The sequence below is a fragment of the Streptomyces alanosinicus genome, from assembly GCF_014650595.1.
In the GTDB taxonomy this organism is placed as follows: domain Bacteria; phylum Actinomycetota; class Actinomycetes; order Streptomycetales; family Streptomycetaceae; genus Streptomyces; species Streptomyces alanosinicus.
This window is the reverse complement of record NZ_BMVG01000044.1, coordinates 18,928-41,824: the sequence shown is the minus strand read 5'-3', so window position 1 is coordinate 41,824 and position 22,897 is coordinate 18,928. Positions and strand designations below refer to the sequence as shown.

Genomic DNA, 22,897 nt, shown 5'->3' with positions numbered 1-22,897 from the left:
AGCAGCCGCGGTGGCGGTGCGGTGGTTCGCCGGCCTTCGCCCCGAGGGGTGGCGGCGGGGGGCTGCTGGAGCCCGGGCGGGTGAATTTCTCCCTCGCGTATGCGGGCGGGTATCTAAGCGAATACGCACAACTTGCCTGTTTTTCATGGTACTTGACACTGATTCAGTGGTTATGTCACGTTCCATTGCGATTAGTCGCCGTTAGGCCGAAGGAGGTAAGCCGTGAACGAGGTGTTGACCGCGTCAGCGGGCCAGGAGGACGACGTCGACCCGGACCGGGCAGCCCGGGGCAAGCCGGTGAGGTTCAAGGACGGTGTGCCGGTGTATGTCAGCGGCCAGGCACCGGCGTTCCTGCGGACGAAAGCCCAGCTGAGCCGGGTGCGGCGCAAGCCCTCCGCGAACCAGCGGCCGGTCGCGTACGTCTACGCCCACTGGTACGGGACCCGGATCGCTCTGTGGGACCCGGAGCAGTCGGTGAAGATGCGGCATCTGTCGGCTCTGCAGCGCCGACAGATGCAGCAGCGGCGTACCTGCACCGACTGCGGCGAGGTGTTCCCGGTACCGGTGTGGGGGCTGTGCGGCGTGTGCGAGGACCGGGCGGCACGGCGCCGGGCCGATCTGCGGAGCCGGACGTGCCAGGACTGCGGCACCGTCTTCCGGACCCCGGCACCGGCCAGGAGCTACGGCGACGGGATGTGCCTGGCGTGCGACGAACGCCTCGAGCGAGGGCGGCAGGTGGCGCGGTCGCTGATGGAGCGTGCCTGCCGGCGGTGCCTGGTGCAGCTGTACCCGCTCACGGTGTGGGCGGCGATGAGCGAGCGCGAGCAGGCGATGGCCGACTGGCACTGCACCCCGTGCGACCAGGAGATCGAGCAGGAGCGCGCGGAGGCGCAGCGTCGGGCGGACCGTGCCCGGTGGGACGACCTCGGGCCGACCATCGCGTGGGCGCAGAAGATCCTCGCCGACCCGGACGCGTACGCGGTCCTGGACACCGAGACGACCGGCCTGACCGCGACGTCACGGATCGTGGAGATCGCCGTCACCACGGTGTCCGGGACGGTGCTGCTCGACACGCTGCTCAACCCCGGCGGCGAGCCGATCCCGGCGGAGGCCACGGCGATTCACGGCATCACCGACGCCATGGTCGAAGACGCGCCCACCTTCTCCGAGATCCTCCCCCGCCTCACCGAGGCCCTCGCCGGGCGCCGGATCGTGATCTACAACCGGGACTACGACACTGGCCGGCTGCTGTGGGAGCTCCACCTGCACCACCTCGCCCTGGGCACGGTCGACTTCACCAAGCACCCCCGCTATGGCAGCCACCGGCACGCGGCCGCGCAGGCCTGGCTGGACGCGCAGGAGTGGGAGGAGTGCGCGATGGAGCAGTACGCCGCCTTCTACGGCGACTGGCACGACTACTTCGGCAGCTACATCTGGCAGAAGCTGCGCGGCGGCCACCGGGCCCTGGGCGATACCCGCGCCGTGATCCGGCGGCTGGAGGAGATGGCCGCCTACCCCAACCCCTTTGTCCACATGGAGGAGGCTGCCGCAGCGTGACAACGACAGACCACGCTCGGTTCCCAGGCCCTAGGGTGATCTCCTGCCCCGTCCCTCTGCCGCTGGAGGAGCGCATGAAACCCCTCGAACTGGCCCTGACAGCCGCGCAGTTACCGGAGGCGTCGTGACTCAGGCTGACCAGTGGGAGCAGCAGCGCCCGCAGACGGGTTCCGGCGAACTGGGGCTGCGGGTCCGAGCCTGGTACCGGAACGTGGCCTGCCCGAACTGCGGTGCGGCCGTCGGCCGTGCCTGCCGCACCGCCGCCGGCAACTCCACCGACCACCACCGTGCGCGTCGTGATGCCGCAGGACCGCTCCCCTATCAGCAGTGGAGGGAGGAAGGAGTGATCCCGCCGGAGCTTCCGGCGATCCTCAAGGACAGCTACGCGGCGCGTCTGCAGTTCAACATCGACCAGCCTCTCGGTGACACCGTGGCGATCGTCCGCCACGTCCTGGCGAACCAGCTCGGTCTGGTCGACGAGTCCTCCCTTGACCGACTCGATGACGCGGCCCGTGCTCTGGTTCACGCCCGCGGGCCCGTAGGAAGCGCTGACTTGGTGACGGTCCTGGCCACCCAGGTAGCCAGGCTCGCCCGCCACATCGCCGGACCGTACGACCCGGACGCGGTGTTCACCGGTCTGATTCGTGAACAGGTCGACCGTGCGCGCCAACTGCAGAAGGCCCGGAAGGGCGTTTCCGAGTAGGCCTGCGGTTCAGCGCTACGACGGCGCTCCGCCCGCCGCGCCCCAGCCTCCGAGGAAGTCGGACAGGGCGCGGCGTTGCTGTTCCTCACGAACAATCTGTTCGGCGAGGACGTCGCGGTCGATGTACGGATCGACGGCGGCGAGCACCAGGCGCTGGAGTTCCTCTGGCTCGAGGGCTTCGACCTCCCACTGCACGGGGTGGTCGATGTCGAAGCCGTAGCGGCGGGCGAACGCCGGCCATCTCGGGTCGCGGCGTTTTCCTTCGGTCGCGGGGAGCTCGTACTCGTTGATGACCTGGTCGTAGGTGAGCAGTACGCGCCGCACCCGGCTCCAGCAGCGTGTGCGCGCCACCCAGTCGCGTTCGACGTCCTCACCCGAGCAGTCGAAGTCCCCGACGTAGACGAGGTGGGCCTCACGGGGGTCGCGGGCGGTGCGATCGCGGACGACATCGACGTACGACTGGGAGCCGAAGCCGCGCACCACCAGGACCGGGATGCCGTACTCGGCAAGCCATCCGGTGAGCAACTGCCGGAGAGTGTCCTTCTCCGCCGCCACATAGAGCGCGTACTTCTGGCCCTGGGTGCGATCAAGACCGAACCAGTCGACGGCCTCGCGCAGGAACGCGCCCGCGTCCGGCCAGGCCGGCGGGACGTGGACCTCGCGCAGGGTGTCGACCAGGTCCGGGAAGTGGCCCTCCCGGCGGGCCCGGGCAAGGTGGGACGACAGGTGCCGGTACATCGACGGCGTGTGCGCCAGCACGCCCTCCGAGGCCAGCCGGTACATCACCTGCCGCAGCGTGACACCGCCCTCGTAGCCCTGGACGATCTCGCGCGCCCGGTCCACGACGACCGGCCACCGCACCCGCTCACCTGCCATACCGGTACATGTACCCCTCGCCGCCCGATCGGGGTTATCCACAGGCCAGAACGTGATCGGCGGTTCCTTCGTACGCTGCTGCCCGAGTCGATCACACGGGGGTGCGGGATGCAGTACGGCGTGGTGGTGGAGGAACTCGCAGTGGAGGTTATGGCGCAGCTGCCGCACGACTGGGCCCGGCGGGAGGTGATAGCGCTCGTAGAAATCGCGCGGATGGATCCGAGTGCCTGGCCCGATGTCCGTGACCCGGGCTCCGTGGAGGAGATCCGAGAAGCGTTCGGGCGGCGGTGCTGGATCCAGTACATGCCGCACGCCGGAGCGATCGAGGTCCGTGACATCGGGTGGGCGGGCTGATCACTTCCCCTGCCGGTCGGCCTCCGCGGGGTGCCGGGCGGTTCGGGCCTCCTCAACGCTCTGCTGCAGCTTGGTCATGAGTCGGTCAGCGGTGGCGGAGTTCCTCAGCCCAGTGCCGGAGCTGGCCCTCGAGGACCAGGTTGTCGCCACGGGCCACGGTCTGGAGCAGCTGGGCACACACGGTCGCTTCGGCGGCGAGGCCGGCCGGGCTGCCGAGCACGGGGAAGGCAGCGCGGACGCGGGCGGCGGTGTCCGGCTGAAGCAGCGAGTAGGCGTAGAGCGTGGCGCCGTCGAAGCCCTCTGGAGCTCGCCCCCAGCCCTCCCAGTCCAACACCTTCAGCAGTGCTGTGACGTTCGCCCAGTGCAGGTCGGCGTGGGCGGAGGTCCAGCTAGTCACAGCCGGGGCCGGGATCCCGAGGAACTCGGGGATGGCGCGGTCCATGTACTGCTGCCGTACGGCGACGCGCTCAGTGGCGACCACCGACACCTTCTCCAGCATCCCGGCGAGGTCGGCCCACCAGGAGTCCGGCAGCTGGGAGTCGTGCCGGAGGATCGGGTCGTCGGACAGGACCGGCTCATGGACGCGGGCCGACAGCTCCGCCCGGTAGGCGGTGGTGTCGTCGAAGGCGTCGTGCACGACCAGCAGCGCGGGCCGGTGCCCGTCGAGGTCGCCGAAAGCGTGCTGTGCGTCCAAGGCGCCGTCCCACAACTTCCCCGACGCCTTGTCCTGCGGGGCCGACACCAGCCGGAGCCACGCCGGGGCGCCGGCGGCGGTGCGGGCCGGGGTGCCCAGGGTGCGCCCGGCCCACCCCCAGAACTCCCCGCCGGGCTCGGTCTGCACGTCCAGGGCCTGCGCGGCGCGGGCGTGGTGGGCGCGCATGCGCTCTTCGGTGTCCGGGTCAGGGGGAGGCGAGTACACCAGTGATCTCCCGCAACTTGGCGGCGGTCAGGGCGGGTTGAGCGACGGCGTCGGCCGCCTCCTTCCAGTGTGGCGCACCGGAGGCGGCCAGAAGGACGTCCGTCACTCCTGGGCAGGAGGCGACCGCGAGAAGGCACGCCTGTGCGGGGGTCAGGCCGGGGCGGATGAGGTCGGCGAGCTCCTGGCCGACCATGGCGGGGAGCTCCCCGCCGTGCAGCGGGGCCGACGCCATCACCCGCAGCCCCGCCCCTGCGGCGGCCGGGAGCGGCCCCCGGCCGTCAAGGGCCTGCACGATCGGCGTCATCATCACCAGGCTGACCGGCAGCTGGATTGCGACCAGGCGGTGCTGTCCGCCCGCAGCTTCGGCGGCCAGGGCGAGCAGCTCCCCCACCGTGAACGCCTCCTCCTCCAAGCCCGCCCACGTGGCGACGCCGTACCTGGTGACGTGCCCGGCCGCCACGGCTTCCTCGAGGACGGCGAAGGCCTCGCGGATCGCGCGGTGCAGGGCGGGGCGGTCGCCGGTGTGGGCGCGCTCGGGGTTGTGCAGCAGGACCAGGTCCAGCCGCTCGCGCCCGAGCTGCTCGCGGTTGCGGCGGATCTGCCAGCGCACGTAGTTGGGGGCGAGGCTGTGCCCGGCGGCGGCCTGGTCCTCGGTGAGGACACCGTCGTTCACGGCATCGGCGCCGGTGGCCGCGGTGAAGAACCCGGTCTTCGTGGCGATGCGCACGTGCGGGTGGGCGGCCAGGACCGGGGACAGGAGGGTCTGTGCCTGGCCGGTGGCGTAGTTGGGTGCGGTGTCGATCCACTGCGCGCCGGAGGCGGCCGCACGGACGGCCGCCTCCGGGATCGCCTGGCACCGGTAGGTACCCAGGGCGAGTTGTGCGGTCACAGCAGGCTCCCCACGGTCGCGGCCTGCCCGGCAACGAGCTCCTGGACCAGGGCGGCGACGTCCTCCAGTGCGAGGCCAGCCGTGTCGGCGAGCGTGGCCAGGTCCATGGTCCGGCCGTCGGCCAGCGGGCGCAGCACCGCTGCGGCCTCGGGCGCGAACTCGTACACGGCGCCGGCCGCCGACAGCGTCACCGTGTCCTCGCCGACGTTCAGCACCGCGCGGGCGGTGGTCAGCCGCACCCGCAGACCGCCGTCGGCGGGGACGGTGTCGATGTACGGCAGACTCGGCGCCATCCGGCCCACGGCCTGCCCGTCCATCGCCGCCCGGTAGCGGGCGATCAGCCCAGGGTCGTCCAGCAGTCACGACACCGCCACCGCCACCGCCATCCCGGACGGCGACGCCGCCCCCGACCCGGTGCGCCGCGCACGATCGCTGTGGCTATGTGCGTACGGCCTGTTCAGCGCAGGAGCGGCTGCCGACAGCGGCAAGCTGAACGACCGGGCACTGACCCTGTTCACCTCGGCGGGCGACCAGTGGGGCACTGCAGCCGCACTCGGGCTGCGGGCGACGCTTGCGCTGATCCGCGGTGACCTCGACGGGCTGGGCCGAGACGGGCGGCGCAGCGCCGCGCTCTTCCGCGAGGTAGGTGACCGTTGGGGTGAACTGCAGACGGTGTCGCCGCTCGCGGCGCTCGCCGAGATCAAGGGCGAGTACGAGCACGCCGCAGACCGCCAGCACGAAGGGCTGCGGATGGCGCGCGAACTGGGCCTGGCGGCCGAGGTGTCAGCCCGGCTGTCCGGTCTGGGCCGCCTGGCACTGCTGGCCCGCGACTGGGACCGGGCCCGCGACCTGCACGAACAAGCACGGCGCAGCGCCGCCGAACAGGGCTACAAATACGGCGAGATCCACGCCGAGATGGGCCTCGCACTCGGCGCCCGCCGCTCCGGCGACCTCGACGCCGCCGAGGCGCACCTACGCCGCCTGCGCGACGGCTACGCGGACGTGTCCTCACTGGCGGGCGACCACCTGGTGCTGGCCGAACTCGGCTTCGTCGCCGAACTGCGGGGCGACGCCGACCGGGCTGAGGCCCACCACCTGCGCGGCTTGGAAGTGGCCCGCACCCTTGGCGAACCGCGCGCCCTGGCACTGTCCCTCGAGGGGCTGGCCGGCGCGGTAGCCCTGCGCGGAACCGGGCCTGCAGCGGGCTGTGCGGCCCTGCTGCTCGGCGCGGCCGACGCGGCCCGCCGCAGCGTGGGTGCTCCCCTGCCCCCGGCGGAACGTACCGACGTCGACCGCGCCACCCACGTGGCACGCACCACCCTGGGCGGTGCGGCCTTCGCGCGGGCCTTCGACCGCGGCACTCAGCATGTTCTCGCGCGACAGCGTACGTAGCCGGGTTCGCCCCCTCCGTGTTCTCCCCGGAGTCCGGCCGTCCGGAACAGACACCCCTGGGCCACGTCCCGGCATGCGCCGCTGCCTGTCGTCGCCGACGAGGACTGTGTGCTGCCCGAGGACGTGCTGCCGCTGCGCGGCAGGGTGTCGGCGGTGAACATCAAGCTGACCAAGTGCGGCGGCCTGCGTGCGGCCCTGGACATGATCACTGTGGCCCGGCGGGCGGGCCTCGGGGTGATGCTCGGCTGCAAGACGGAGAGCTCCCTCGGCGTGACCGCCATGGCCCAACTGGCGCCGCTGGCCGACTGGCTGGATCTCGACGGTCATCTTGATCTCGAGGGCGACCCGTTCACCGGCGCCATGATCGACCGGGGCAGGATCGTGCTGCCGGGCGACCCCGGACTGGGCGCCCGCCCGTGCACCGACAGCCAGCACATCTGGGAGAAATGACATGCAATTCCGCTGCGCCGTACTCGACGACTTCCAGAACGTGGCGACCACGTTCGCCGACTGGTCGGCACTGGGCGACCGTGTCGAGGTCGTCACCTTCAGCGAGCACTTCGCCACCGAGGACGACCTCGTGGTCGCCCTCACCGACTTCGACTGCGTGGTCACCCTGCGCGAACGGGTGCCGTTCCCGGCGTCCCTGCTGGACCGGCTGCCGCGCCTGAAGCTGCTGATCGCCTCCGGCATGCGCAACTCGTCGATCGACTACGCGGCCGCCAAGGCGAACGGCGTCACCGTGTGCGGGACTCAGAGCTCCTCCACCCCGCCGGTCGAGCTCACCTGGGCCCTGCTCCTCGGTCTCGCCCGCGGCGTCGTCCAGGAGAACAACGCCTTGCGCGACGGCGGCCTCTGGCAGTCCACCGTCGGTGCCGACCTGCACGGACGCACGCTCGGGCTGCTCGGCCTGGGCAAGATCGGCGCCCTGGTGGCCCGGGTCGGGCTCGCCTTCGGCATGGAGGTCACCGCCTGGAGCCAGAACCTCACCAAGGAGCGCGTCGACGAGGTCGGCGTATCGCTGGCGTCCTCCAAGGAGGAACTGCTGGCGAGCAGCGACTTCGTCTCCGTCCATCTCAAGCTGAGCGACCGTACCAGGGGCCTGCTCGGCGCCGCCGACCTGGCGCTGCTCAAGCCGACCGCATATCTGATCAACACCTCGCGAGCCGCGATCGTCGACCAGGACGCGCTGCTCGCCGCGCTGCACGAGGGCCGTATTGCCGGCGCCGGCCTCGATGTCTTCGACGTCGAACCCCTGCCCGCCGATCACCCGGTGCGCACCGCGCCGCGCCTGCTCGCCACCCCGCATCTGGGTTACGTGTCGCGCGCCAACTACGACCGCTACTACAGCCAGGCCGTGGAGGACATCCAGGCCTATCTCGACGGCGCCCCGGTCCGGGTCCTCGGCTGACGTGCCGTCGCGAGCTCCGGCGGGCCACCACGTGCCCGCCGGGCTTCCCTGCCCACCCCGCCCACTGTTTCCCGCACGATCGGAGACCACCACCGTGAGCCCGTCCCGCTTGCCGACGCTGACGAAGGTGATGGCGCATGAGCGCCAGCGGGGGCAGGCTTGGAGGGAGACACCCGGCGAGGAAGGCGGAACAGGTCCGTGGCGATCCCAACGTTCGGTCTGGCGACGCAGCTTTCGGTACGGCCCTACCGGGCTGGCGACGAGGCCGCGGTTCTCGGCCTGGTGGCCGCCGACCGGCTGCCCGGCCAGCCGCTGGCCACGCCAGCAATGCTCGCCGAAGCGCTGGCCGGCCGCTCGCCGGTGGACGGCGGCTGGTGGGCCGAACTCGACCCACCCGTCACGGACGTGGTGCACGACGGCACGGGCCAGGTGCTGGGCGCCGTTTCCTACGCCACCCGCCCCGGCGACGGGGCCGGATTCCTCCTGTGGCTGCACTGCCGCGAGGATGCCGCCGTCGCCGACGCGCTGATCGCCCACGCGCTTGACCGGCTCGGCCCGCGCACCGTGCACGCCTTCGAGTTCGCCTCCGCCCTCACACACGGACTGGAGGGCCTGCCGGCCCGCCACCGCCCGGTCACCCGCCAGGCACTCGAAGAAGCCGGGTTCACCGGCCGCGACCTGTGGCGCTACATGCGTGTCCCCCTGCCCGTCGCCGGGCTGCCGCACGCCGCCCACGTCACCGTCAACGAGTGCGAGGATCCCCCGGGCAAGCGCCTGGAAGTCCGCGAAGACGGGGAACTGGCCGCTGAGGCCACCATCGGCCGCCCCGTAGCGGGGACCGGTGTGCTGTGGTGGATCAGCGTGGTCCCCGCCGCCCGCGGGCGGGGCCTGGGCCTGGCACTCCTGGGCTCCGCCTTGGACCTGCTCACCGGGCTCGCCGCCCGCGAGGCGATCCTCTACGTCGACGACGACGCCCCGCCCGGCGACCCCGAGCGCGACCGCACCGCCGCCAACGGCATGTACGACCGGGCCGGCTTCACCGAGGTCGACCGCCTGCACTCCTTCACCCGGCACCCGTAGACCCCCGGGAATCCCTGGCGTCAGACAGACGCGATGGCCCTGGCCTGGGCCGGTCAGCCGGCCGCGACGGCTGCGGCCTTGTTCTCGGCCCCGGCCAGCCACCGCTCCAGCGCCGCGACGACCAGCAGCACAGCCGGGTCGGTCTCGACCGCCAGCGCGTCGCCGTCGAGCAGCCCCGCCTCCACGCACCGCGGCGCCTGGCAACCGGCTGCGGACGCCTCCGCGAGTGCTGCCTTGAAGTACTGCTTGCGCCGGGGCAGCACTGGCAGCGCGCGGGCCGGCAGCAGCCGCACCACCTGGGCCTTGCACCGCAGGTAACCGGACGGCAGGCCGGGGTGGTAGCGGTCGCCCAGCGGCAGCGCGAGCGCGGCAGCGAGAAACGTCTCGTGCAGGAACGGCGAAGCCTCCGGAACCACTCCGGCCGGCGGGATCGCCTCGCGGGGGAAGGCCGCATCTTGTGCGTCGGCCTCGGCCCACGACCGCCCGGCCCCCGCATGCGTGGCGATCTGAGTATCCACCCACTGCCTCGCCCATGTGGTCGCAGCCGACCGGTACGGCTCGGCCAGCACGGCCGGGGCGACTGGATCACACCAGGCGGGCCAGTTCGCCGCCCAGTAGGCCCGCGCCCGCACCCCGCGTGGCAGCAGCCGGGCCCCCACTGCGGCCACCTCACCAGGAAGGCCGGGCCCGGAAGCGGCGACGTCAGCCGCATACCGGGCAGCAGCCCGCAACCCGCGGCGGGCGGCCACCGCTGCGGTGGCGAAGCGTGGGACGCCCAGCAGTTCGTCCGCGCCGTCACCGGACAGCAGCACCTGAACACCGAGTTCCGCCGCCCTGTCGGCGGCAGCGGCGTTCGCCTCAGGGAGCGCGTCCAGCCGCGGGCCCGCGGGCGACCAGACCGGCTCGGCACGGTCCCGGGCCGGATCCAGCACAACCAGCTCGGCGGGCAGCGCCAGGGCGGCCAGCAGCCGCCGCACCACCTCAGCGGCACTGGCGCCGGCGTCGTCCGTCAGGTCGGTGGTGAAGGCGATCACCCGCCGTCCCCGGGCGGCCCGCAGCGCGTGGACCAGGACAGCCAGGGAGTCCAGACCGCCGGATACCAGCACTCCGATCACCCCGGCGTCCGCGGTCATAGTCGTCACCGCCCGGGAGAACGCGCGGGGCAACGAGCCAGGCAGCGCCTGCGGGATCTCACCCGGGACGCGCTCAACGCCCTTCCACGGCGAACGGGGCACGAACTCCCCCAGCAGCGCGGGCGGCGCAAGCAGCAGCGCGAGAGCCTCCAGGTCGCAGGCAGGAGCGGGGCCGGCCAGTGCCAGCGGATCCGCTGACCTCCGGCCAGCCCCGTCCTCGAACAGCGGGAGCAAGCTCACCGGCGCCGCAGGGCCCGCACGCCCCGGGCCAGGTCCTTCACGAAGGCGACGGCACCGCGCTGCGCCTCACCGCCCACGACACCCTTGCTGCCCTTGCCGTGCTGCCCGTCTCCGGGCGTGGACTTCGTCGACACGAACACCCTCCCCTTCCCAGCGTCACCAAACGATCTCTCAGTGTGACCAAGTGTTCGAACGCTGTCGAGGGGATTTCCAGCGCTCACTCTGGCTCGAATCCGTACTCGTCCTCATCCCAGCCGACCACCATTCGCGTCGGCGTCGATGCCGCGTTCGTCAGCGATCCGGGTCCGCAGCCGGCCTGTCTGCCCGAGCTCGATGAGCTGGTCTTCGCCGAAAAATGCCTCCTGAGCTTCGGGGTGTGGATAACTCCGCGGCCCAAAAATGCCTACGCCGCCCATCTGCGCGGCGCAGTCGGTACAAACGGTGGAGACAGGTCGATCTGAGGAGGGGTTGCATGACAACACAGGAAGCGGTGGAACGCGCCAAGCAATTCGAAAGGCTCGCTGTGGGCTGGGCCAAGAAGGCTCAGGAGGGTCACGCAGGCGCGGCGGAGCTGGCGCAGACGTTCGGGTCTCTGGCGGCCGCTGCGCGGACGGAGCACATGAACTGGCGCATGCGCGTGCTCGGTGACCAGCTCGAAGACGTGAAGAAGTCGATGGACATGCTCCGCCGCAAGCTGCCCGACCGGTGATGCCCACCGGCTGGCAGCGGGCGCTTACCGTGGGGCCGTGACCACGCCTTCCGACGACGCAGCCAAGCCGGTGCCTGTGCGGGTCGTGCTGCCCACCGACCCGGTCCTCGGGCATTCGGAGCAGGAGGCCGTCGCGCGGCTGTGGAGGCGGCGGCAGACCGAGACGGGCTGGCTGTACCTCGTAGGGCTGCCGTCGTACCGAGACCGCGAGGACGGCGGTGTCGAGGCAGCGGAATACGGATATGGGTGCGCGCCACGACGTCGAGGCGCTGGACAGCTACCCCCCCACAGCACGTAGCGCAGTTGGCGCGGAAGGTCGCCGGAGTGCTGGAGGTGCCGCAGCCTGCACCCGCGTGACGGCCGAGGGCACAGCGTCGTTGGACAGTGCACCCCCCGATCCGGGCCCCGAGGAAGTCCTGACTGATCTCTCGGGGCCCGTGGCGTGTCCAGCGGCCGGCCAACGCGTCGGCAAGACCCGCGAGCCACGTGGCTGAGCACGTCATTCAGCGCGTTCTGCATTAGGCAGTGTCCGATGGGTCGTGCGGACGGCCTGGGGTCCTGGCGTGAATCGCGCGGCTGCTCTGAAGGCTCAAGGCGAGCTCTTGGCGAGCGTAGCCCTGGTCAGCGAGCGATCTCGTCCAGCAGTGATGCCAGTTCGGTCGGCCGGGAGAACATCGGCCAGTGACCGGTTGGCAGGTGGAGCAGGTCCATTCCGGCCATCGGTTCGAAGACCGGGTTGCCGCTGTCGGCCAGCATGCGCACCTGCTCGGGAGTGAACGTCGAGGCGATCACAGAACAGTGCGCGTCCGGCGGCACCGTGGGCCGGTTGAGGGGGCGAGTGGCGGTCGCGAACGGCTGCGGTGTGGCCAACTTAGCTATGTGCGCGAGTTGTTCGGTGGTGAGTCCTGCCAGGTTGTCCGGGTCCGTTGCCGGGTCGAACGGCGGTACTGGCAGCTGCCAGCCGTCCCCCTGTTCCGCGACCTGCTTGCGCCACTCCTCTTGCGTCTGGGGCGTATTGAAGTCGATGACAGCCATGCCGCCGGGCAATGGTCCAGCGTCCACATATACGATCCGGGCGATCCGCTCCGGGATCCGGTCTGCGGCACCAGTAACCGGCAGGTTTGCTCCACTGTGCCCGACCAGCACTACATCCCGCAGATCGTTGTCGTCGATGAGACGGACGATGTCATCTACGTGTGTGAAGACGTCCACATCGGGGGTGGCCTCGGCTGACCGGTCGGCCAGGCCGGTCAGCGTGAGTGGGTAGACGTCATGTCCCGCTGCCCTCAGCTCTGGTGTCACTTCTTCCCATGCCCACGCTCCGAGCCAGAACCCGGGAACCAGAACGATCTCTGCCATGGCCACTCTCATTTCGCGCTTGCCTTACGGTGTAGGACGCCAAGCTAGGCACGATGGCGGACACCGGCTGTCCTAAATCCGGGTGGTGACAGCGTCTTCCTGAGCGGTTCGGAACGCAGCCACTGGAGGCTTCGGGAGTCACGGACGGAGCCAAAGACGTACGGCAGCAACGGTCACGGTGCTGTGAAAGACGTATGCCCTCTTGTCGAAGCGCGTTGCCACGGCCCGGTTGATCTTCAACCGGTTGATCAGCCGCTCGACTTCGTTTCTGCGGGCGTAGCGCGTCGGGTCAAAGCCGGTGGGCCTGCCGCCGTGACTGCCGCGGCGTTGGCGGTGGGCTTGCTGGTCACGGCGTTCGGGGATGGCGTGCTTGATCTGCCGACGCCGCAGGTACCGGCGGTTGCGGCGTGATGAGTATGCTTTGTCGCCGCTCAGGTGATCGGGCCGGGTGCGGGGATGGCCGCCCGCCAGCCGCGGCACGCGAATGCGTTCCAGGACCGGGATCATCTGTGGGCAATCGCCCCACTATCCCGGCGTGACCCCCTGGAATAGCATCCGCGCGGTCAGGCGCTGCGCGGACGCCGACCCGTCCCCTTCTTCGCGGCCGCCTTCTTCGCCTCGGCCTTCTTGGCCGTCTGCTTCTTCGCGGCTGCGTTCTTCTTCGGCTTCGGAATCTCGTGTATGTCGGCCTGGCCGGTGCTCTCGTCCCGGGATGCCTTTGCCTGCTCGACACTCGCGTTCAGCGCGGCCATCAAGTCCAGCACCTGGGCCGGCTGCTCGGGCTCCGGCGCCTTGGGCAGTTCGTAATGCTCGCGCTTCGCCTCGATGATCTTCGCCATGGCCTCCGTGTACTCGTCACGGAACTCCGGGCCCTGCAGATCGTCGCGCGCCATCGTGTCCATGAGAGCGAGCGCGCCCTCGATCTCCTGCTCGTCGACGTCGACCGCAGGCGGGTACAGCTCCTTCGGAGAGCGGATCTCCGCCAGTACAGCAGGCCCAGCCGCTCCCGCCCGCTCCACGCATACTTCGCGACGGCCACCTTCGACGAGCGGCCCAGCGCCTGCACGAGCAGCTTGTACGGCTTCGCCGCGACCTGCCCGCTCGGCTGCAGGTAGTAGCCCTCCCCGATCTTCAACGGATCCACCGACTCCAGCGGCACGAACCCCTCGATCTCGATCGCCTTCGCCGTCGGCAGGGGCAACTGACGCAGTTCCTCATCGCTGATCGGGATGATCTGCTCTGGAGTGTCCTTGGTCCCCCGCACCCACTCGTACCCTTTGCCGATCTCGCCCTGCGAGACCTCGCGGTCCTCCAGCTCGCACACCTTCTTCACCCGCACCCGGCCCATGTCGCCCAGGTGGTACTGGTGAAACCGGATGCTGTGATCCTCGGTCGCGCTCAAGACGTTGCACGGCACCGTGACCAATCCAAAAGAAATAGCGCCTGACCATATGGTTCGGGGCATCGGTAGACCTCCGTGACTGCCCCGAGCACCTTCAGCCTACGAACGGCTCAGGCGTCCCGCATGCGCGCTCCCGGCGCACGCCGCACCCTGAGAAGGTGACCGAGACACCGCAGGTCGTCGTCTACCCGCCGGCCGACGACGGTGGCAGGCGGATCCGCATCGGCAGCCGGTTCGTGGGGATGGCATACACGCCGCTCGACATCGTCGAGTTCCTGCGCCGGGCCGGCTCAGAAGATGTGGAGCCCGAGGACTTGGCGGGCGCGTCCTGGGTGGAATGGCGAGGCGCCGGGCCTGACATATGGGCACCGCCCGGGTAGAGGCGAAGACCTGCTTCGACCGCATCACCGACTCCTGAACTGCCGTGGCCAGCCGTGGTCGGAGTCATGGTCGGGGTTGGCAGCAGCGTGGTCAGCGTCGTGGTCGGGGTCTGGCCATCGATGGGGGCGGTCGTCCAGGGTGGGGCGATGAGCGGGCTCCGACCCGGTGACATTACTGACGAGATGCGCCAGGCCGCGGACACGGCTCGGCGGCAGGGACTGCAGATGGACCTGCGCACCCTCGCGGCCAGCATCCACGCCGACGCCGAAGGCCGGTACGCCGACGCGGAGCCCGGCTGGCAGGCCGGAGTCGAGTGGGCGCTGCTTTGGATCGAGAACACCGCAAGTCAGCTCACCGAGGACAGGTCGTAGGCAGCCGGTCGTGACCGGCAGGGCAGCAGCACGCTGTCCTGCCGTGGTCGGACCCATGGGGCGGCCGGTGCCGTGATCAGGCCCATGGCTCAGGGCGTGTCCCCCGAGTAGTAGAAGCGGCAGCTCACACCCGGGCCCGGTGTGCGCGGCTCGCCGGGACGCGGGTCGTACAGGGCGCGGCCGCCGGGCCACCGCGACAGCTCGGTGGACAGGGCGACACCGTCGTCGACTTCCTCGGTGCGCCACCCGTGGATGTCCAGCAGCAGGCCGTCCAGCGGCCCGCCGACCAGTGCGGCGTAGGTCCGGTGTGGGAGCGGGCCGGGGTTGGCATCGTCGTGCTCCGCGCCGTAGACCCGGCCGTTCAGCAGCTGCTCATCGCCGTTCATGACGATCAGCCTTGCAGCCGCCACCGACAACGCGGGCTTGCCCAGGGCCGCCTTGGGCTTGCCCGCGTGGTCGGTCGCCGCGGCCTTGCCCGGGTCACGTGCGGAAGCGGGAGAGCCAGCCGCCGGCCTTCTGCGCAGCAGGCTGTTCCTCTGCCTCCTGGCGCAGGCGCTCCTGCTCCTGGCGCTCGCGTTCGTCGGCTTCGGCTTGCTGCTCGGCTTCGACGGCCCGATCCTGGCAGTTCTCGCACAGGTGCGGGTGCGACTGGCGCTTGCTCCAGTCCCGGGTGTAGCCGATTCCGCCCGCAGTCCGTGCACACCGGTCGCCGCGCCTCCCGCTGCGCGGCTTCCCGTTCCTCACGGCGCCGCTGCTCTTGCCGGGCGGCCTGGCGGCGGCGGGCGAGGTAGGCGTCCCGGCGGGCGTTGCCGATCGCGTCCAGCAGCGGCTGGCGCCGGTCGCGGCCGAAGCGCCAGAAGGCGGGCCCGGCCGGGCCGTGTTCGCGCAGCCACTCCAGCGTGGTCGCCACGATCGGGATGCAGCGGTCGTAGGAGTGGTAACCGCCCTCAGGATGCCACCGCCCCTGCCAGTGGTGGCGGGTGAGGTCGGCGACCCTGGCCATCTGGCTCTTGGCGGAGCGCTGGCCGGCCTGGTGGAAGACGAGCAGGACCGGCGGGTGACCCGCTCGTACTCATCGGGGGCGGGTGCGGACCAGCGGGTGCGCCACAGTGGCTTCTCGATGCCGTCGGTGTCCTTCTCCTGCCGCTGGAAGAACCGGGCGTACTTGTCGAACTTGGCGGCGATGAGGACGGATTCCTCGTTGCAGTTGTCTGCCTCGATTACGGCGTGCTCATCTTCACCGGCGACTTCGACGAACGTGACCGGGAAACGGCCCACCGCACCTACCCGGGCCGCCGCGCCACGCCCGAAGGCTTCAGGTGGCGGAAGTGGACACCGCCCCGGCGCACACCGATCGCGCCGGGCGTGGACCGGACTCCAGCGGGCCGGGACAAAACCCGCCGGGAGCCCTGACGTGGTGGCGGGCGTGATTGTGGGTGTCCGTGCACTGAGTGCCGCAGCAGCGGGCGCAGATCACTGAGTACCGGGGTGTCGGTGTCCAGGTAGAGCACCCGTCGTCCGTGGGGGATGACGTCGGGGATGGCCAGGCGGGTGTAGACGGCGCTGCTCACCCAACCGGAGATGGGGTAGCCGGGGTCCGTGGGAGGTGCCGCCCTGATTTCGGTCCGCAGGCCGAGGTGGGCGGCGTCCCGCAGGATCGCCACGCGCCCGGCGGCGCTCATCTGCATCATCCGCTTGGTCGCGGGCCGATGAGGACGCGCGACAACAGGCGTGGGTCGGCCAATGCCAGGGGTCCCGCGGTCATGTGGAAGAGGGCGGAGAAGGTGGTGTAGACCTGCGGGTCGTGGGGGACGGTGTCGATCAGGCGGTTCATGAACCAGTTGCCGGCCTTGACCGGCCAGGCGGGGTGCGACTGTTCCCAGGCGCGGTCGGGGATGGTTGCCATCAGCCATGAGAAGGCAGTAAGGCGAGCCAGCCGCTTCTGGAATGCCTGTCCGTCCAGTGGAGTCCGGATTCGTCGGCTGCGGAGCATCTGATCCAGGAGCCGCGCTTCGAGGGCGGCGAGGGTCATTCCCTGGCCGTAGGCGGGGTTGAAGGTGCAGACCGAGTCACCCAAGGCGATCAGTCCTTCGGGCCAGCGGGGAAGCCTGTGGTATGCGGTCTTCTGGTTGACCGTGCGGGCGTAGCGGCGCACGGCGGAGATGGGGGTGAGGCCGGCGATGGTGTCGGCGATGGGACCGTTCAGGGTTTTGGCGAATGCGAGGAAGTCGTCGTCGCTGTGGGGTGGTTGGGTTCCGCCGGCTGCGTGCAGGGTGACGTGGAGTGCGTTGTTCTCGATCTGGATCGCGTAGCAGCCCTTGTGGAAGTCGGGTGCCCGGAGGGGTTCCAGCAGGCCCATCCAAGTGGGTGGTGACTGTCCGTCGGGACAGGAGTAGATGCGTGAGGCGTAGCCGATCTGCGCGTTGACTGTCGTTGTACGGGGGCTGGGCAGGCCGAGGGCGGCGAGCCATCGCGGCAGGTGGGAGGAACGGCCCGAGGCATCCACCACGAGGTCTGCGGCGATCTCGTCCTCGCCGTCACCGTTCTTCGCGCGTACACCGACGACCTTGCCAGGACCGGCTGTACGCAGGCCGGTGACGGCCAGTCCGTCCCGTACAGTGACGGGTTCCAACGCCATCACCCGTTTGCGGAGCACATGCTCCAACAGGGGCCGTGAGAAGGTCTGGATCGGCATGTCCATCGGCACAGGTGACGGTGAACCGTTGGGCAGCACGGCACACAGACCCCGGCCCCAGTCCCACACCGGCGCACCGGCTTGTTCCAGTTCGGCCCGCAGCCCGGGGAAGTACTCCTCGTACACCTCGGCACCGAGGGCCAGAAGGCCATGAACATGATGCCCTTGCGGAGCCCCGGCCCTGGGTGCGGGCGCGCTCAGAAGCGTGTCGCGTTCGACGACTGTGACAGCCTCGAAGTTGTCGGCCAGCACACGTGCAGCGGCAAGGCCCGCCATGCCCGCCCCGATCACCACCGCGTGCCGGACACCCGTACCCATAGGCATGCCGCACCCTCCCAACTGCGGGCCGAACCCCGCTGTTCCCGAGCCCCCTCACTGCCCAGAGCGGCCGACAGATATTCCAAATGAGGGCGAACCAACGCACGCTATGGCGCCAAAGTGATAGATACCACGTAGTCCACCAGCTGCCCACGCAGGCCTTCTCGTCAAGTAGCAGGTCGAGCAGACCCCTCATGCACGGGCCTGCGCCTTCCTGCACCGTGACAGTCCCGTACTCGCAGAGGCTCCGCACAGTGCCTCCAACGCGGCACTGTCTCCACATGATCGAGGCACGGTTGCGGGTGAAGAACTGGGTCCGACGATGGTTACGTCCCGCAGCTCCCGAACGGCTCGCTGAGCCGCAACAGACGATCGCTCAGCTCGCCGGAGGACTACTGGCCAGCCGTAGTGCGATCGTCGGGGCCGTCGATCTACTGACTGGCCTCACGCGGTGCGACGCACCCGTTCGACTGGGCAGCGCGCCGACTACGTCGCTCTCGCCCCGGTGCATTGGAGCCGTCCGGGTTCAAGGGCGCGACCTACAGGCAGCAGGCGGAACCGGCGCGCGAGGCGCTACGGCTGCTGGACGAGGGAGAACCGAACGTCACTCGATCATCGAGGAGGCCACGGCCCTTTACGACTTCATCGCCGAGCGCATGCCCCAGCTACTCGACGAATGGCGCGCCCAGCGCGTCCGACTGCGCGAGCACGATTGACCCTGAACGCATCTGCACGGACGACGAGAGGCCCCACCTCTATGTCTACGCTTACGGTCTCTGCCGGCGATACCCGCCTGCACGCCGTCGACACATGAGGCGGTGCCCCTCCCCTGGTCTTCGTCAACGGCGGTTTCGCCACCCTTCGCTGCTGGGACCGCGTCATCCAGCGCCTGACCGACGCACACCGTACGATCCGCTACGACGCCCGGGACCGCGGCAAGTCGGCCGACTCCTCGTTCCCGTCGGCCGTGGACGACGCCGTCCGGGCGATATCCACGACCGGCGTCGAGCGCCCGACCCTGGTCGGCTGGTCGTACGGCGCGACCACCGCGGTCCGCTACGCAGCACAGCACCCGGGCGAGACCCGCCGGACATATCGACGGGCGGCTTCAAGACGAAGCGTCCGTCGCAGTGAGGTGCGCCAACGCTCAACCACCGAGCAGCACCTCACTGAGCGCGCAGGACTCCGGCGGTCAGTTCTTGCAGCCATCCAGCATCGACGACAGCGCCGACTTCTCCTTGTCCGTGGTCGTCAGCTTCCACACCGACTTCACGTGCGTGTAGTCCTCGGCATACGTACACCAGAACGCATGGTTCGAAGGCTTCCAATCGGCCGGCCCGCTGTCACCCTTCGCCGAGTTCGACGACTCCGACGCGATCAACAACTGCGGGTCCTTCAGGTCGTTGCCGAAGGCCTTGCGCTGATCCGCGGTCCAGGTGTCGGCGCCAGAGCGCCAAGCCTCGGCCAGGGGGACCATGTGGTCGATGGTGGCCTTGGCGACATCGGTGACCGTGGTGTCGTCGTACACGGAATACCAAGAACCCGAGACCGGCTGGCAGTGGCCGGGCTTGTCCTGGACGTTCTTGCCGTCACGGGCCAGCACGTCCTGACGGGTGGTACAGCCGTCCGACTGGGTGGCCCAGATGTCGAACTTGTCACGGGCGTAACCGTCCATCGAATGCGGCGCGGCCACCTTCAGCGCCGACAGCTCCGCGCGGGCGGTCGCCGAAGACGGCGGCGCGGGAGGATCAGCCAGAGCCGGGGCGGCGCTGACGCCGACCAGGAGCAGGGCAGCGGCGGGCAGGCCGTAGAAAACGCGGCGCATGAACTCTCCAAAGAATGTGGGGGGTTGGAGATGCGTGTATGAGGAAACCGCAACGGCAGCACGACGCGCTACGCGCGTCGACCGGATGCGAACAACTCCCCCACACCCTCTTCACCCGCGGGTCACGCCCCGGGTCGCACCTGGCGAGCCGAAGGGCGGGGTCCGTGCAGTGAGCCTCCGTCAACTTGAAGTCGGCTGGTCAACGGGCTGGTGTGACTGGTGCTCGGGGTGCTCACGCTGGTCGTGGGCGACTGTCTGCGGAGTAGATCGTCTGTTAGCGGTTGATTTCGAGGTTCGTCAGGACGAGCAGGGCGCGCAGGAGCTGGGTGGCGCGGGCGGGTTCGGCGCGGAGCTTGGTGAGGGTCCGCCAGTTTTTGAGGTGGGCGAATCCGTGCTCGACCGGTGCGCGTCCGACGGCGAGGACGCGGTTGGCGGTCTTCTGGCCTGGGGTGAGCTTGTGGGTCGGGTGGCGTGGAAGTCGGTGACGATCGCGGGATCGAGTACATCGTTGTCCAGGCCGCGGAAGCCGAGGTGCGCCAGGGCCTCGAGGCCGGCGGCGCGCAGGTGGGCCAGGACGTGATCCTGGCGGGCGGCGGTGTTGTCGTGGGTGCGGCCGGGCCGGGCAGCGGATATCCAGATCAGCCGGCCTCTTTCGTCGGTGAGGGCGAGGAAGTGCAGGCCGTGGCGGTGGTGTTTACCGGAGTAGTTCCGCCGGTCGGCCTTGTCGGTGCGGCGCTGGGTGGCGATGGGGGTGCCGTCGATCAGGACCACCTCCCCGCCCTGCCTGGCGACTTTCTTCAGGGCCCGGTCCGGGCGTGGTGCCTGCGCGGCGAGCAGGGCGATCAGTTCGTCGCGCCAGCGGCGGACGGTGGACTCGGACACGTTGTTGCCGCCGGCCATGTCGGCCAGTCGCTGGTCGTGGCGCAGCACGGCCAGGACGATCACGGCGATCCGTCCAGGCGGCAGGATCCGCCACCGGGACCGTATCGCCTTCAGGTGTCGGCGCAGCAGATGGGGGAGGTGGTTGACGGTCCGCGTGGGCAGCAGCAGACGGCACTGGTAGACAAACGGGCGGGTGTCCTCGGGGGGTTCTTGGTTTTCGTCACACAAATCCAACGGCCGCCGGGGGCACCGTGGTTATGCCTGCGGCACACGACTGCGGGGGATAGCCTCCCCGGTCACAGGCGGGTGGTGAAGCGACCGTCGGCAGTTTGCGCAGCCAGCCGCGGTCGGCGAGTCTGACCAACCTGCCGCGCAGCGGTTCCAGCTTGGCCTGCACGGTGACGTCGACTCCCAGTATCTCGCCGACCTGGCGGGCCATGACCGGTCCGGCGGTCTGCCGCACGGCAGCGAGGATGCGCTGGCAGTCCGGCGGGAGCAGGGACTCGTCGATGTCCGGCGTGCGGTGCGGGATCAGCATCACCGTCCGGCCGCCCACCTGCCCCGGCGCCGGGGCGACCGAGGGGCGCTCGTCGGCGAGCTGTTCGCTCATCCGCTCAAGGACCCGCTCGGCGACAGCGAGTTCGTCCCGCTCGGCCCGCACCTCCACCAGCTGCTTGGCCTGCTGTTCTTCGAGTTCATCCAGTTCCGCGCGCCGCGCAGTGATCCGTTCCAGGAGCTCGGGATCCACGCGCCGGATCGTAGATGGCCGCCCTGCCCCAGCGAGCAGGAAACAGAGAACGGTCCGGCTCGGTCAGGTGATCGACTCCCCTGTCTTGATTTCACCTTACTTCCAAGATCACAACCGAACCATCATGATCACGACAATTGCGCAACTGAGGAAATGAGGTCTTGTGAAGGACACCGGCAGAAGCCGCAGTCGGGCAGTGACAGCCATCCCCGTCGCGGCGCTGGCCCTCTCCCTTCCCTTCATCGCTTCCACCGCCGCGGGCGCGTCGGCCCAACCGCCTGGCATCGCAGGGGCAAAGGCACCAGCCGTCGCCGGGAAGGGCCGCCCTGTCACGGATCCGCGCATCATCGCGCTCGAGAAGAAGCAGGAAGTGCTCGACAAGATCGCCGGGCAGATCACTGAAGGGCTCTCCGAATCGGACCGGGCCAGGATTCCCGGCTTCGCCGAGATCGAAGTCGACGCCGACCACAACAGCCTGCGCCTGCATTGGAAGGGCTCGACGCCGCAGCGTGTGCAGCGCATCCTTGCTCACCTGCCCAAGGGCGTGACTGCTTCGGTCCTTCCGGCCCGCTACTCCAAGGCCGATCTGCACGCGGCCCGAAACAAGCTCCTGCGCGGCGGAAAGCCGGTGAACCTGCGCGTGGCTGGCGCATCGACGCCTATCCGCATCACCAGCATCGGCGGGGCGGTGGACGGAAGCGGCCTCGACATCACTTATGCCGATGCCGCCGGTCCCAACGCGGCCGCCCCGAGGGATCTCCTCGCACCGGCTGCCCGCAAGGACCGTTCGCGTGAGGTCAAGGCCCTCACCGATCGGCTGACGGGCATCAACACTGCGGCGAGTTACAAGGCTCAGCCCGCAGAGGCCACACCCCCCACGGCCCCGGCCAGGCGTGCTGCCCCGGCAAGCCCCAGGGTGGGGGGGCTCAACAGGCAGCATGACGCCGCCCCCTGGACCGGAGGCTCTGGGCTGAAGAATCCCACCGGCGGTATCTGCTCCAGTGGCTTCGGCGTCAAGAACTCCAAGGGGGTGAACATGCTGACCACCGCCGCCCACTGCAACGGGAACGATGGCCTTTGGCGAACGTATCTGGGTGGTGACGCCGTCGGCTCAAGTGACGGCCTCGCGATCTCTATGACCGATGACGTCCAGGGAATCGACCTGCCGAAGCCTCAGCTCAGCGGCGCCCTGTACGACGGGACAGCGTTGCGGTTCGACTACTACGCGAAACCGGTCAGCGGCTGGGGCCACAACAACGTCGATGACTACGTGTGCGAGGACGGCGCCAACGGCGGTGTCCACTGCAACATAAAGATCTCCAAGACCGACATCGGAGTCACGGGCGAGAACGGCGTATACCGGCCCATCACCGACCTCGCCTACGCCACCTCGCTGACACCGGACGGGATCGCAGGAGTCAACGGCGACAGCGGCGCCCCTGTCTTCGCCGGCGCGAACAACTTCACAACCGACGAGGCACGCGGAACACTCACTTCCTTCGATACCACGGTTACCTGCCCGTCAGATGAAACCGTTAGCACCGTGACGGATGGCTGGAAGCGCACGCCGTGGTGCTTTAAGGGTCTCTACTACGTGCCGATCTACCAGACGCTCCAGGACATGAACTGGACCCTCGTCACCAGTTGACATCG

General features: G+C 69.7%; 28 protein-coding genes and 3 pseudogenes. 14 read left to right on the top strand and 17 right to left on the bottom strand.

What is annotated here, in order from left to right; translation table 11 throughout:
* The first annotated feature begins 222 nt into the window (after nucleotides 1-222).
* Together IE277_RS40325 and IE277_RS40320 are read left to right on the top strand one after the other, a co-directional pair.
* Nucleotides 223-1,557: a 3'-5' exonuclease gene (locus IE277_RS40325; RefSeq protein ID WP_189958702.1), complete on the top strand. Its 1,335-nt coding sequence runs from the start codon at nucleotides 223-225 to the stop codon at nucleotides 1,555-1,557.
* A 124-nt stretch (nucleotides 1,558-1,681) separates the two neighbouring features.
* Nucleotides 1,682-2,260, top strand: coding sequence for a zinc finger domain-containing protein (locus tag IE277_RS40320; RefSeq protein WP_189958701.1), 579 nt, complete (start codon nucleotides 1,682-1,684; stop codon nucleotides 2,258-2,260).
* Between the two features lie 15 nt (nucleotides 2,261-2,275).
* Here IE277_RS40320 and IE277_RS40315 read toward each other — a convergent pair whose 3' ends face one another.
* The gene (locus IE277_RS40315; RefSeq protein WP_189958700.1) at nucleotides 2,276-3,136 is read right to left on the bottom strand and encodes a hypothetical protein; all 861 of its coding nucleotides are present in this window, start codon (nucleotides 3,134-3,136) and stop codon (nucleotides 2,276-2,278) included.
* A 108-nt stretch (nucleotides 3,137-3,244) separates the two neighbouring features.
* Here IE277_RS40315 and IE277_RS40310 point away from each other — a divergent pair, with 108 nt between their 5' ends.
* The gene (locus IE277_RS40310) at nucleotides 3,245-3,490 is read left to right on the top strand and encodes a hypothetical protein (protein WP_189958699.1); all 246 of its coding nucleotides are present in this window, start codon (nucleotides 3,245-3,247) and stop codon (nucleotides 3,488-3,490) included.
* 85 nt (nucleotides 3,491-3,575) lie between these two features.
* Here IE277_RS40310 and IE277_RS40305 read toward each other — a convergent pair whose 3' ends face one another.
* From IE277_RS40305 to IE277_RS40295, 3 genes are read right to left on the bottom strand one after another with little or no spacing between them, the layout of a single operon-like run.
* Nucleotides 3,576-4,370, bottom strand: coding sequence for a hypothetical protein (locus IE277_RS40305; protein ID WP_229882345.1), 795 nt, complete (start codon nucleotides 4,368-4,370; stop codon nucleotides 3,576-3,578).
* A 19-nt stretch (nucleotides 4,371-4,389) separates the two neighbouring features.
* Nucleotides 4,390-5,298: an aldo/keto reductase gene (locus IE277_RS40300; protein WP_189958697.1), complete on the bottom strand. Its 909-nt coding sequence runs from the start codon at nucleotides 5,296-5,298 to the stop codon at nucleotides 4,390-4,392.
* Nucleotides 5,295-5,615: a winged helix domain-containing protein gene (locus IE277_RS40295; RefSeq protein WP_189958696.1), complete on the bottom strand. Its 321-nt coding sequence runs from the start codon at nucleotides 5,613-5,615 to the stop codon at nucleotides 5,295-5,297. The genes IE277_RS40300 and IE277_RS40295 overlap by 4 nt, the downstream gene beginning before the upstream one ends.
* Before the next feature lie 97 nt (nucleotides 5,616-5,712).
* On the opposite strand from IE277_RS40295, the gene IE277_RS40290 reads away from it, so the two are divergent.
* The 4 genes from IE277_RS40290 to IE277_RS40275 all read left to right on the top strand — a co-directional run bounded on the left by IE277_RS40290 (nucleotide 5,713) and on the right by IE277_RS40275 (nucleotide 9,181).
* A complete protein-coding gene (locus IE277_RS40290) occupies nucleotides 5,713-6,690 on the top strand; it encodes an ATP-binding protein (protein ID WP_444544856.1) in 978 nt (325 codons plus the stop codon).
* A gap of 108 nt (nucleotides 6,691-6,798) precedes the next feature.
* Nucleotides 6,799-7,140, top strand: coding sequence for an enolase C-terminal domain-like protein (locus IE277_RS40285; protein WP_229882344.1), 342 nt, complete (start codon nucleotides 6,799-6,801; stop codon nucleotides 7,138-7,140).
* A 1-nt stretch (nucleotide 7,141) separates the two neighbouring features.
* Nucleotides 7,142-8,101 carry a D-2-hydroxyacid dehydrogenase family protein gene (locus tag IE277_RS40280; RefSeq protein WP_189958695.1) on the top strand — a complete coding sequence of 320 codons (960 nt, stop codon included), beginning with the start codon at nucleotides 7,142-7,144 and terminating at the stop codon, nucleotides 8,099-8,101.
* Nucleotides 8,102-8,299: 198 nt separating this feature from the next.
* Nucleotides 8,300-9,181: a GNAT family N-acetyltransferase gene (locus IE277_RS40275; protein ID WP_229882343.1), complete on the top strand. Its 882-nt coding sequence runs from the start codon at nucleotides 8,300-8,302 to the stop codon at nucleotides 9,179-9,181.
* Nucleotides 9,182-9,234: 53 nt separating this feature from the next.
* Here IE277_RS40275 and IE277_RS40270 read toward each other — a convergent pair whose 3' ends face one another.
* Both IE277_RS40270 and IE277_RS40265 read right to left on the bottom strand, forming a co-directional pair.
* Complete coding sequence (locus tag IE277_RS40270; protein WP_229882342.1) at nucleotides 9,235-10,554, bottom strand: asparagine synthase-related protein; 1,320 nt, start codon at nucleotides 10,552-10,554, stop codon at nucleotides 9,235-9,237.
* Nucleotides 10,551-10,688 (bottom strand): hypothetical protein, encoded by a 138-nt coding sequence (locus tag IE277_RS40265; RefSeq protein WP_189958694.1) that lies wholly within the window; start codon nucleotides 10,686-10,688, stop codon nucleotides 10,551-10,553. The genes IE277_RS40270 and IE277_RS40265 overlap by 4 nt, the downstream gene beginning before the upstream one ends.
* Nucleotides 10,689-10,730: 42 nt before the next feature.
* On the opposite strand from IE277_RS40265, the gene IE277_RS40260 reads away from it, so the two are divergent.
* Together IE277_RS40260 and IE277_RS40255 are read left to right on the top strand one after the other, a co-directional pair.
* Nucleotides 10,731-11,015, top strand: coding sequence for a hypothetical protein (locus IE277_RS40260; RefSeq protein WP_189958693.1), 285 nt, complete (start codon nucleotides 10,731-10,733; stop codon nucleotides 11,013-11,015).
* Nucleotides 11,016-11,026: 11 nt separating this feature from the next.
* Nucleotides 11,027-11,263 (top strand): hypothetical protein, encoded by a 237-nt coding sequence (locus tag IE277_RS40255; protein ID WP_189958692.1) that lies wholly within the window; start codon nucleotides 11,027-11,029, stop codon nucleotides 11,261-11,263.
* A gap of 621 nt (nucleotides 11,264-11,884) precedes the next feature.
* Here the strand turns inward: IE277_RS40255 and IE277_RS40250 are convergent.
* The 3 genes and pseudogenes from IE277_RS40250 to ku form a co-directional block, all read right to left on the bottom strand.
* Complete coding sequence (locus tag IE277_RS40250; protein WP_189958691.1) at nucleotides 11,885-12,622, bottom strand: alpha/beta fold hydrolase; 738 nt, start codon at nucleotides 12,620-12,622, stop codon at nucleotides 11,885-11,887.
* A 138-nt stretch (nucleotides 12,623-12,760) separates the two neighbouring features.
* A pseudogene (locus tag IE277_RS49875) lies at nucleotides 12,761-13,402 on the bottom strand (transposase); the annotation flags it as partial.
* Nucleotides 13,374-14,087, bottom strand: a complete 714-nt coding sequence (ku, locus tag IE277_RS40240) for a non-homologous end joining protein Ku (protein ID WP_373310987.1) — start codon at nucleotides 14,085-14,087, stop codon at nucleotides 13,374-13,376. The gene ku and the pseudogene IE277_RS49875, both read right to left, overlap by 29 nt.
* Before the next feature lie 95 nt (nucleotides 14,088-14,182).
* Between ku and IE277_RS40235 the strand changes: the two genes are divergently transcribed.
* A complete protein-coding gene (locus tag IE277_RS40235; protein ID WP_189958690.1) occupies nucleotides 14,183-14,404 on the top strand; it encodes a hypothetical protein in 222 nt (73 codons plus the stop codon).
* Between the two features lie 147 nt (nucleotides 14,405-14,551).
* A complete protein-coding gene (locus IE277_RS40230; RefSeq protein ID WP_189958689.1) occupies nucleotides 14,552-14,776 on the top strand; it encodes a hypothetical protein in 225 nt (74 codons plus the stop codon).
* A gap of 89 nt (nucleotides 14,777-14,865) precedes the next feature.
* Here the strand turns inward: IE277_RS40230 and IE277_RS40225 are convergent, their stop codons facing one another.
* From IE277_RS40225 to IE277_RS40210, 4 genes are all read right to left on the bottom strand, one after another.
* Nucleotides 14,866-15,162: a hypothetical protein gene (locus IE277_RS40225; protein WP_189958688.1), complete on the bottom strand. Its 297-nt coding sequence runs from the start codon at nucleotides 15,160-15,162 to the stop codon at nucleotides 14,866-14,868.
* A gap of 94 nt (nucleotides 15,163-15,256) precedes the next feature.
* Nucleotides 15,257-15,520, bottom strand: coding sequence for a hypothetical protein (locus tag IE277_RS40220; protein WP_189958687.1), 264 nt, complete (start codon nucleotides 15,518-15,520; stop codon nucleotides 15,257-15,259).
* A 539-nt stretch (nucleotides 15,521-16,059) separates the two neighbouring features.
* Nucleotides 16,060-16,458, bottom strand: coding sequence for a glycosyltransferase (locus tag IE277_RS40215; protein ID WP_189958686.1), 399 nt, complete (start codon nucleotides 16,456-16,458; stop codon nucleotides 16,060-16,062).
* 5 nt (nucleotides 16,459-16,463) lie between these two features.
* On the bottom strand, nucleotides 16,464-17,795 hold the full coding sequence (locus IE277_RS40210; RefSeq protein WP_189958685.1) for an NAD(P)/FAD-dependent oxidoreductase: 1,332 nt from the start codon (nucleotides 17,793-17,795) through the stop codon (nucleotides 16,464-16,466).
* A gap of 80 nt (nucleotides 17,796-17,875) precedes the next feature.
* On the opposite strand from IE277_RS40210, the gene IE277_RS50280 reads away from it, so the two are divergent.
* Nucleotides 17,876-18,505: a hypothetical protein gene (locus IE277_RS50280; protein ID WP_506005352.1), complete on the top strand. Its 630-nt coding sequence runs from the start codon at nucleotides 17,876-17,878 to the stop codon at nucleotides 18,503-18,505.
* Between the two features lie 113 nt (nucleotides 18,506-18,618).
* Nucleotides 18,619-19,065: pseudogene (locus IE277_RS49870) on the top strand (alpha/beta fold hydrolase); the annotation flags it as partial.
* Here IE277_RS49870 and IE277_RS48155 read toward each other — a convergent pair.
* The 4 genes and pseudogenes from IE277_RS48155 to IE277_RS40195 form a co-directional block, all read right to left on the bottom strand.
* Nucleotides 18,982-19,614, bottom strand: a complete 633-nt coding sequence (locus IE277_RS48155; protein ID WP_229882341.1) for an HNH endonuclease family protein — start codon at nucleotides 19,612-19,614, stop codon at nucleotides 18,982-18,984. The pseudogene IE277_RS49870 and the gene IE277_RS48155 overlap by 84 nt on opposite strands.
* Nucleotides 19,615-19,888: 274 nt before the next feature.
* Nucleotides 19,889-20,245, bottom strand: a complete 357-nt coding sequence (locus tag IE277_RS49025; RefSeq protein WP_268252713.1) for a transposase family protein — start codon at nucleotides 20,243-20,245, stop codon at nucleotides 19,889-19,891.
* Nucleotides 20,185-20,514: pseudogene (locus IE277_RS49020) on the bottom strand (transposase family protein); the annotation flags it as partial. The pseudogene IE277_RS49020 and the gene IE277_RS49025, both read right to left, overlap by 61 nt.
* Before the next feature lie 202 nt (nucleotides 20,515-20,716).
* Nucleotides 20,717-21,244 carry a hypothetical protein gene (locus IE277_RS40195; protein WP_229882339.1) on the bottom strand — a complete coding sequence of 176 codons (528 nt, stop codon included), beginning with the start codon at nucleotides 21,242-21,244 and terminating at the stop codon, nucleotides 20,717-20,719.
* Nucleotides 21,245-21,440: 196 nt separating this feature from the next.
* Here IE277_RS40195 and IE277_RS40190 point away from each other — a divergent pair, with 196 nt between their 5' ends.
* Nucleotides 21,441-22,892 carry a chymotrypsin family serine protease gene (locus tag IE277_RS40190; RefSeq protein ID WP_229882338.1) on the top strand — a complete coding sequence of 484 codons (1,452 nt, stop codon included), beginning with the start codon at nucleotides 21,441-21,443 and terminating at the stop codon, nucleotides 22,890-22,892.
* Nucleotides 22,893-22,897: the final 5 nt, after the last annotated feature.

Excerpts from the sequence above, each read along its gene's own strand:
- IE277_RS40315 (WP_189958700.1), bottom strand. The coding sequence starts at position 3,136 with ATGGCAGGTGAGCGGGTGCGGTGGCCGGTCGTCGTGGACCGGGCGCGC.
- IE277_RS40310 (WP_189958699.1), top strand. The coding sequence starts at position 3,245 with ATGCAGTACGGCGTGGTGGTGGAGGAACTCGCAGTGGAGGTTATGGCG.
- IE277_RS40305 (WP_229882345.1), bottom strand. The coding sequence starts at position 4,370 with ATGCGCGCCCACCACGCCCGCGCCGCGCAGGCCCTGGACGTGCAGACC.
- IE277_RS40295 (WP_189958696.1), bottom strand. The coding sequence starts at position 5,615 with ATGGACGGGCAGGCCGTGGGCCGGATGGCGCCGAGTCTGCCGTACATC.
- IE277_RS40280 (WP_189958695.1), top strand. The coding sequence starts at position 7,142 with ATGCAATTCCGCTGCGCCGTACTCGACGACTTCCAGAACGTGGCGACC.
- IE277_RS40255 (WP_189958692.1), top strand. The coding sequence starts at position 11,027 with ATGACAACACAGGAAGCGGTGGAACGCGCCAAGCAATTCGAAAGGCTC.
- IE277_RS40250 (WP_189958691.1), bottom strand. The coding sequence starts at position 12,622 with ATGGCAGAGATCGTTCTGGTTCCCGGGTTCTGGCTCGGAGCGTGGGCA.
- ku (WP_373310987.1), bottom strand. The coding sequence starts at position 14,087 with ATGCCCCGAACCATATGGTCAGGCGCTATTTCTTTTGGATTGGTCACG.
- IE277_RS40230 (WP_189958689.1), top strand. The coding sequence starts at position 14,552 with ATGAGCGGGCTCCGACCCGGTGACATTACTGACGAGATGCGCCAGGCC.
- IE277_RS40225 (WP_189958688.1), bottom strand. The coding sequence starts at position 15,162 with ATGAACGGCGATGAGCAGCTGCTGAACGGCCGGGTCTACGGCGCGGAG.
- IE277_RS40215 (WP_189958686.1), bottom strand. The coding sequence starts at position 16,458 with ATGAGCGCCGCCGGGCGCGTGGCGATCCTGCGGGACGCCGCCCACCTC.
- IE277_RS40210 (WP_189958685.1), bottom strand. The coding sequence starts at position 17,795 with ATGCCTATGGGTACGGGTGTCCGGCACGCGGTGGTGATCGGGGCGGGC.
- IE277_RS50280 (WP_506005352.1), top strand. The coding sequence starts at position 17,876 with ATGAGGGCGAACCAACGCACGCTATGGCGCCAAAGTGATAGATACCAC.
- IE277_RS48155 (WP_229882341.1), bottom strand. The coding sequence starts at position 19,614 with ATGCGCCGCGTTTTCTACGGCCTGCCCGCCGCTGCCCTGCTCCTGGTC.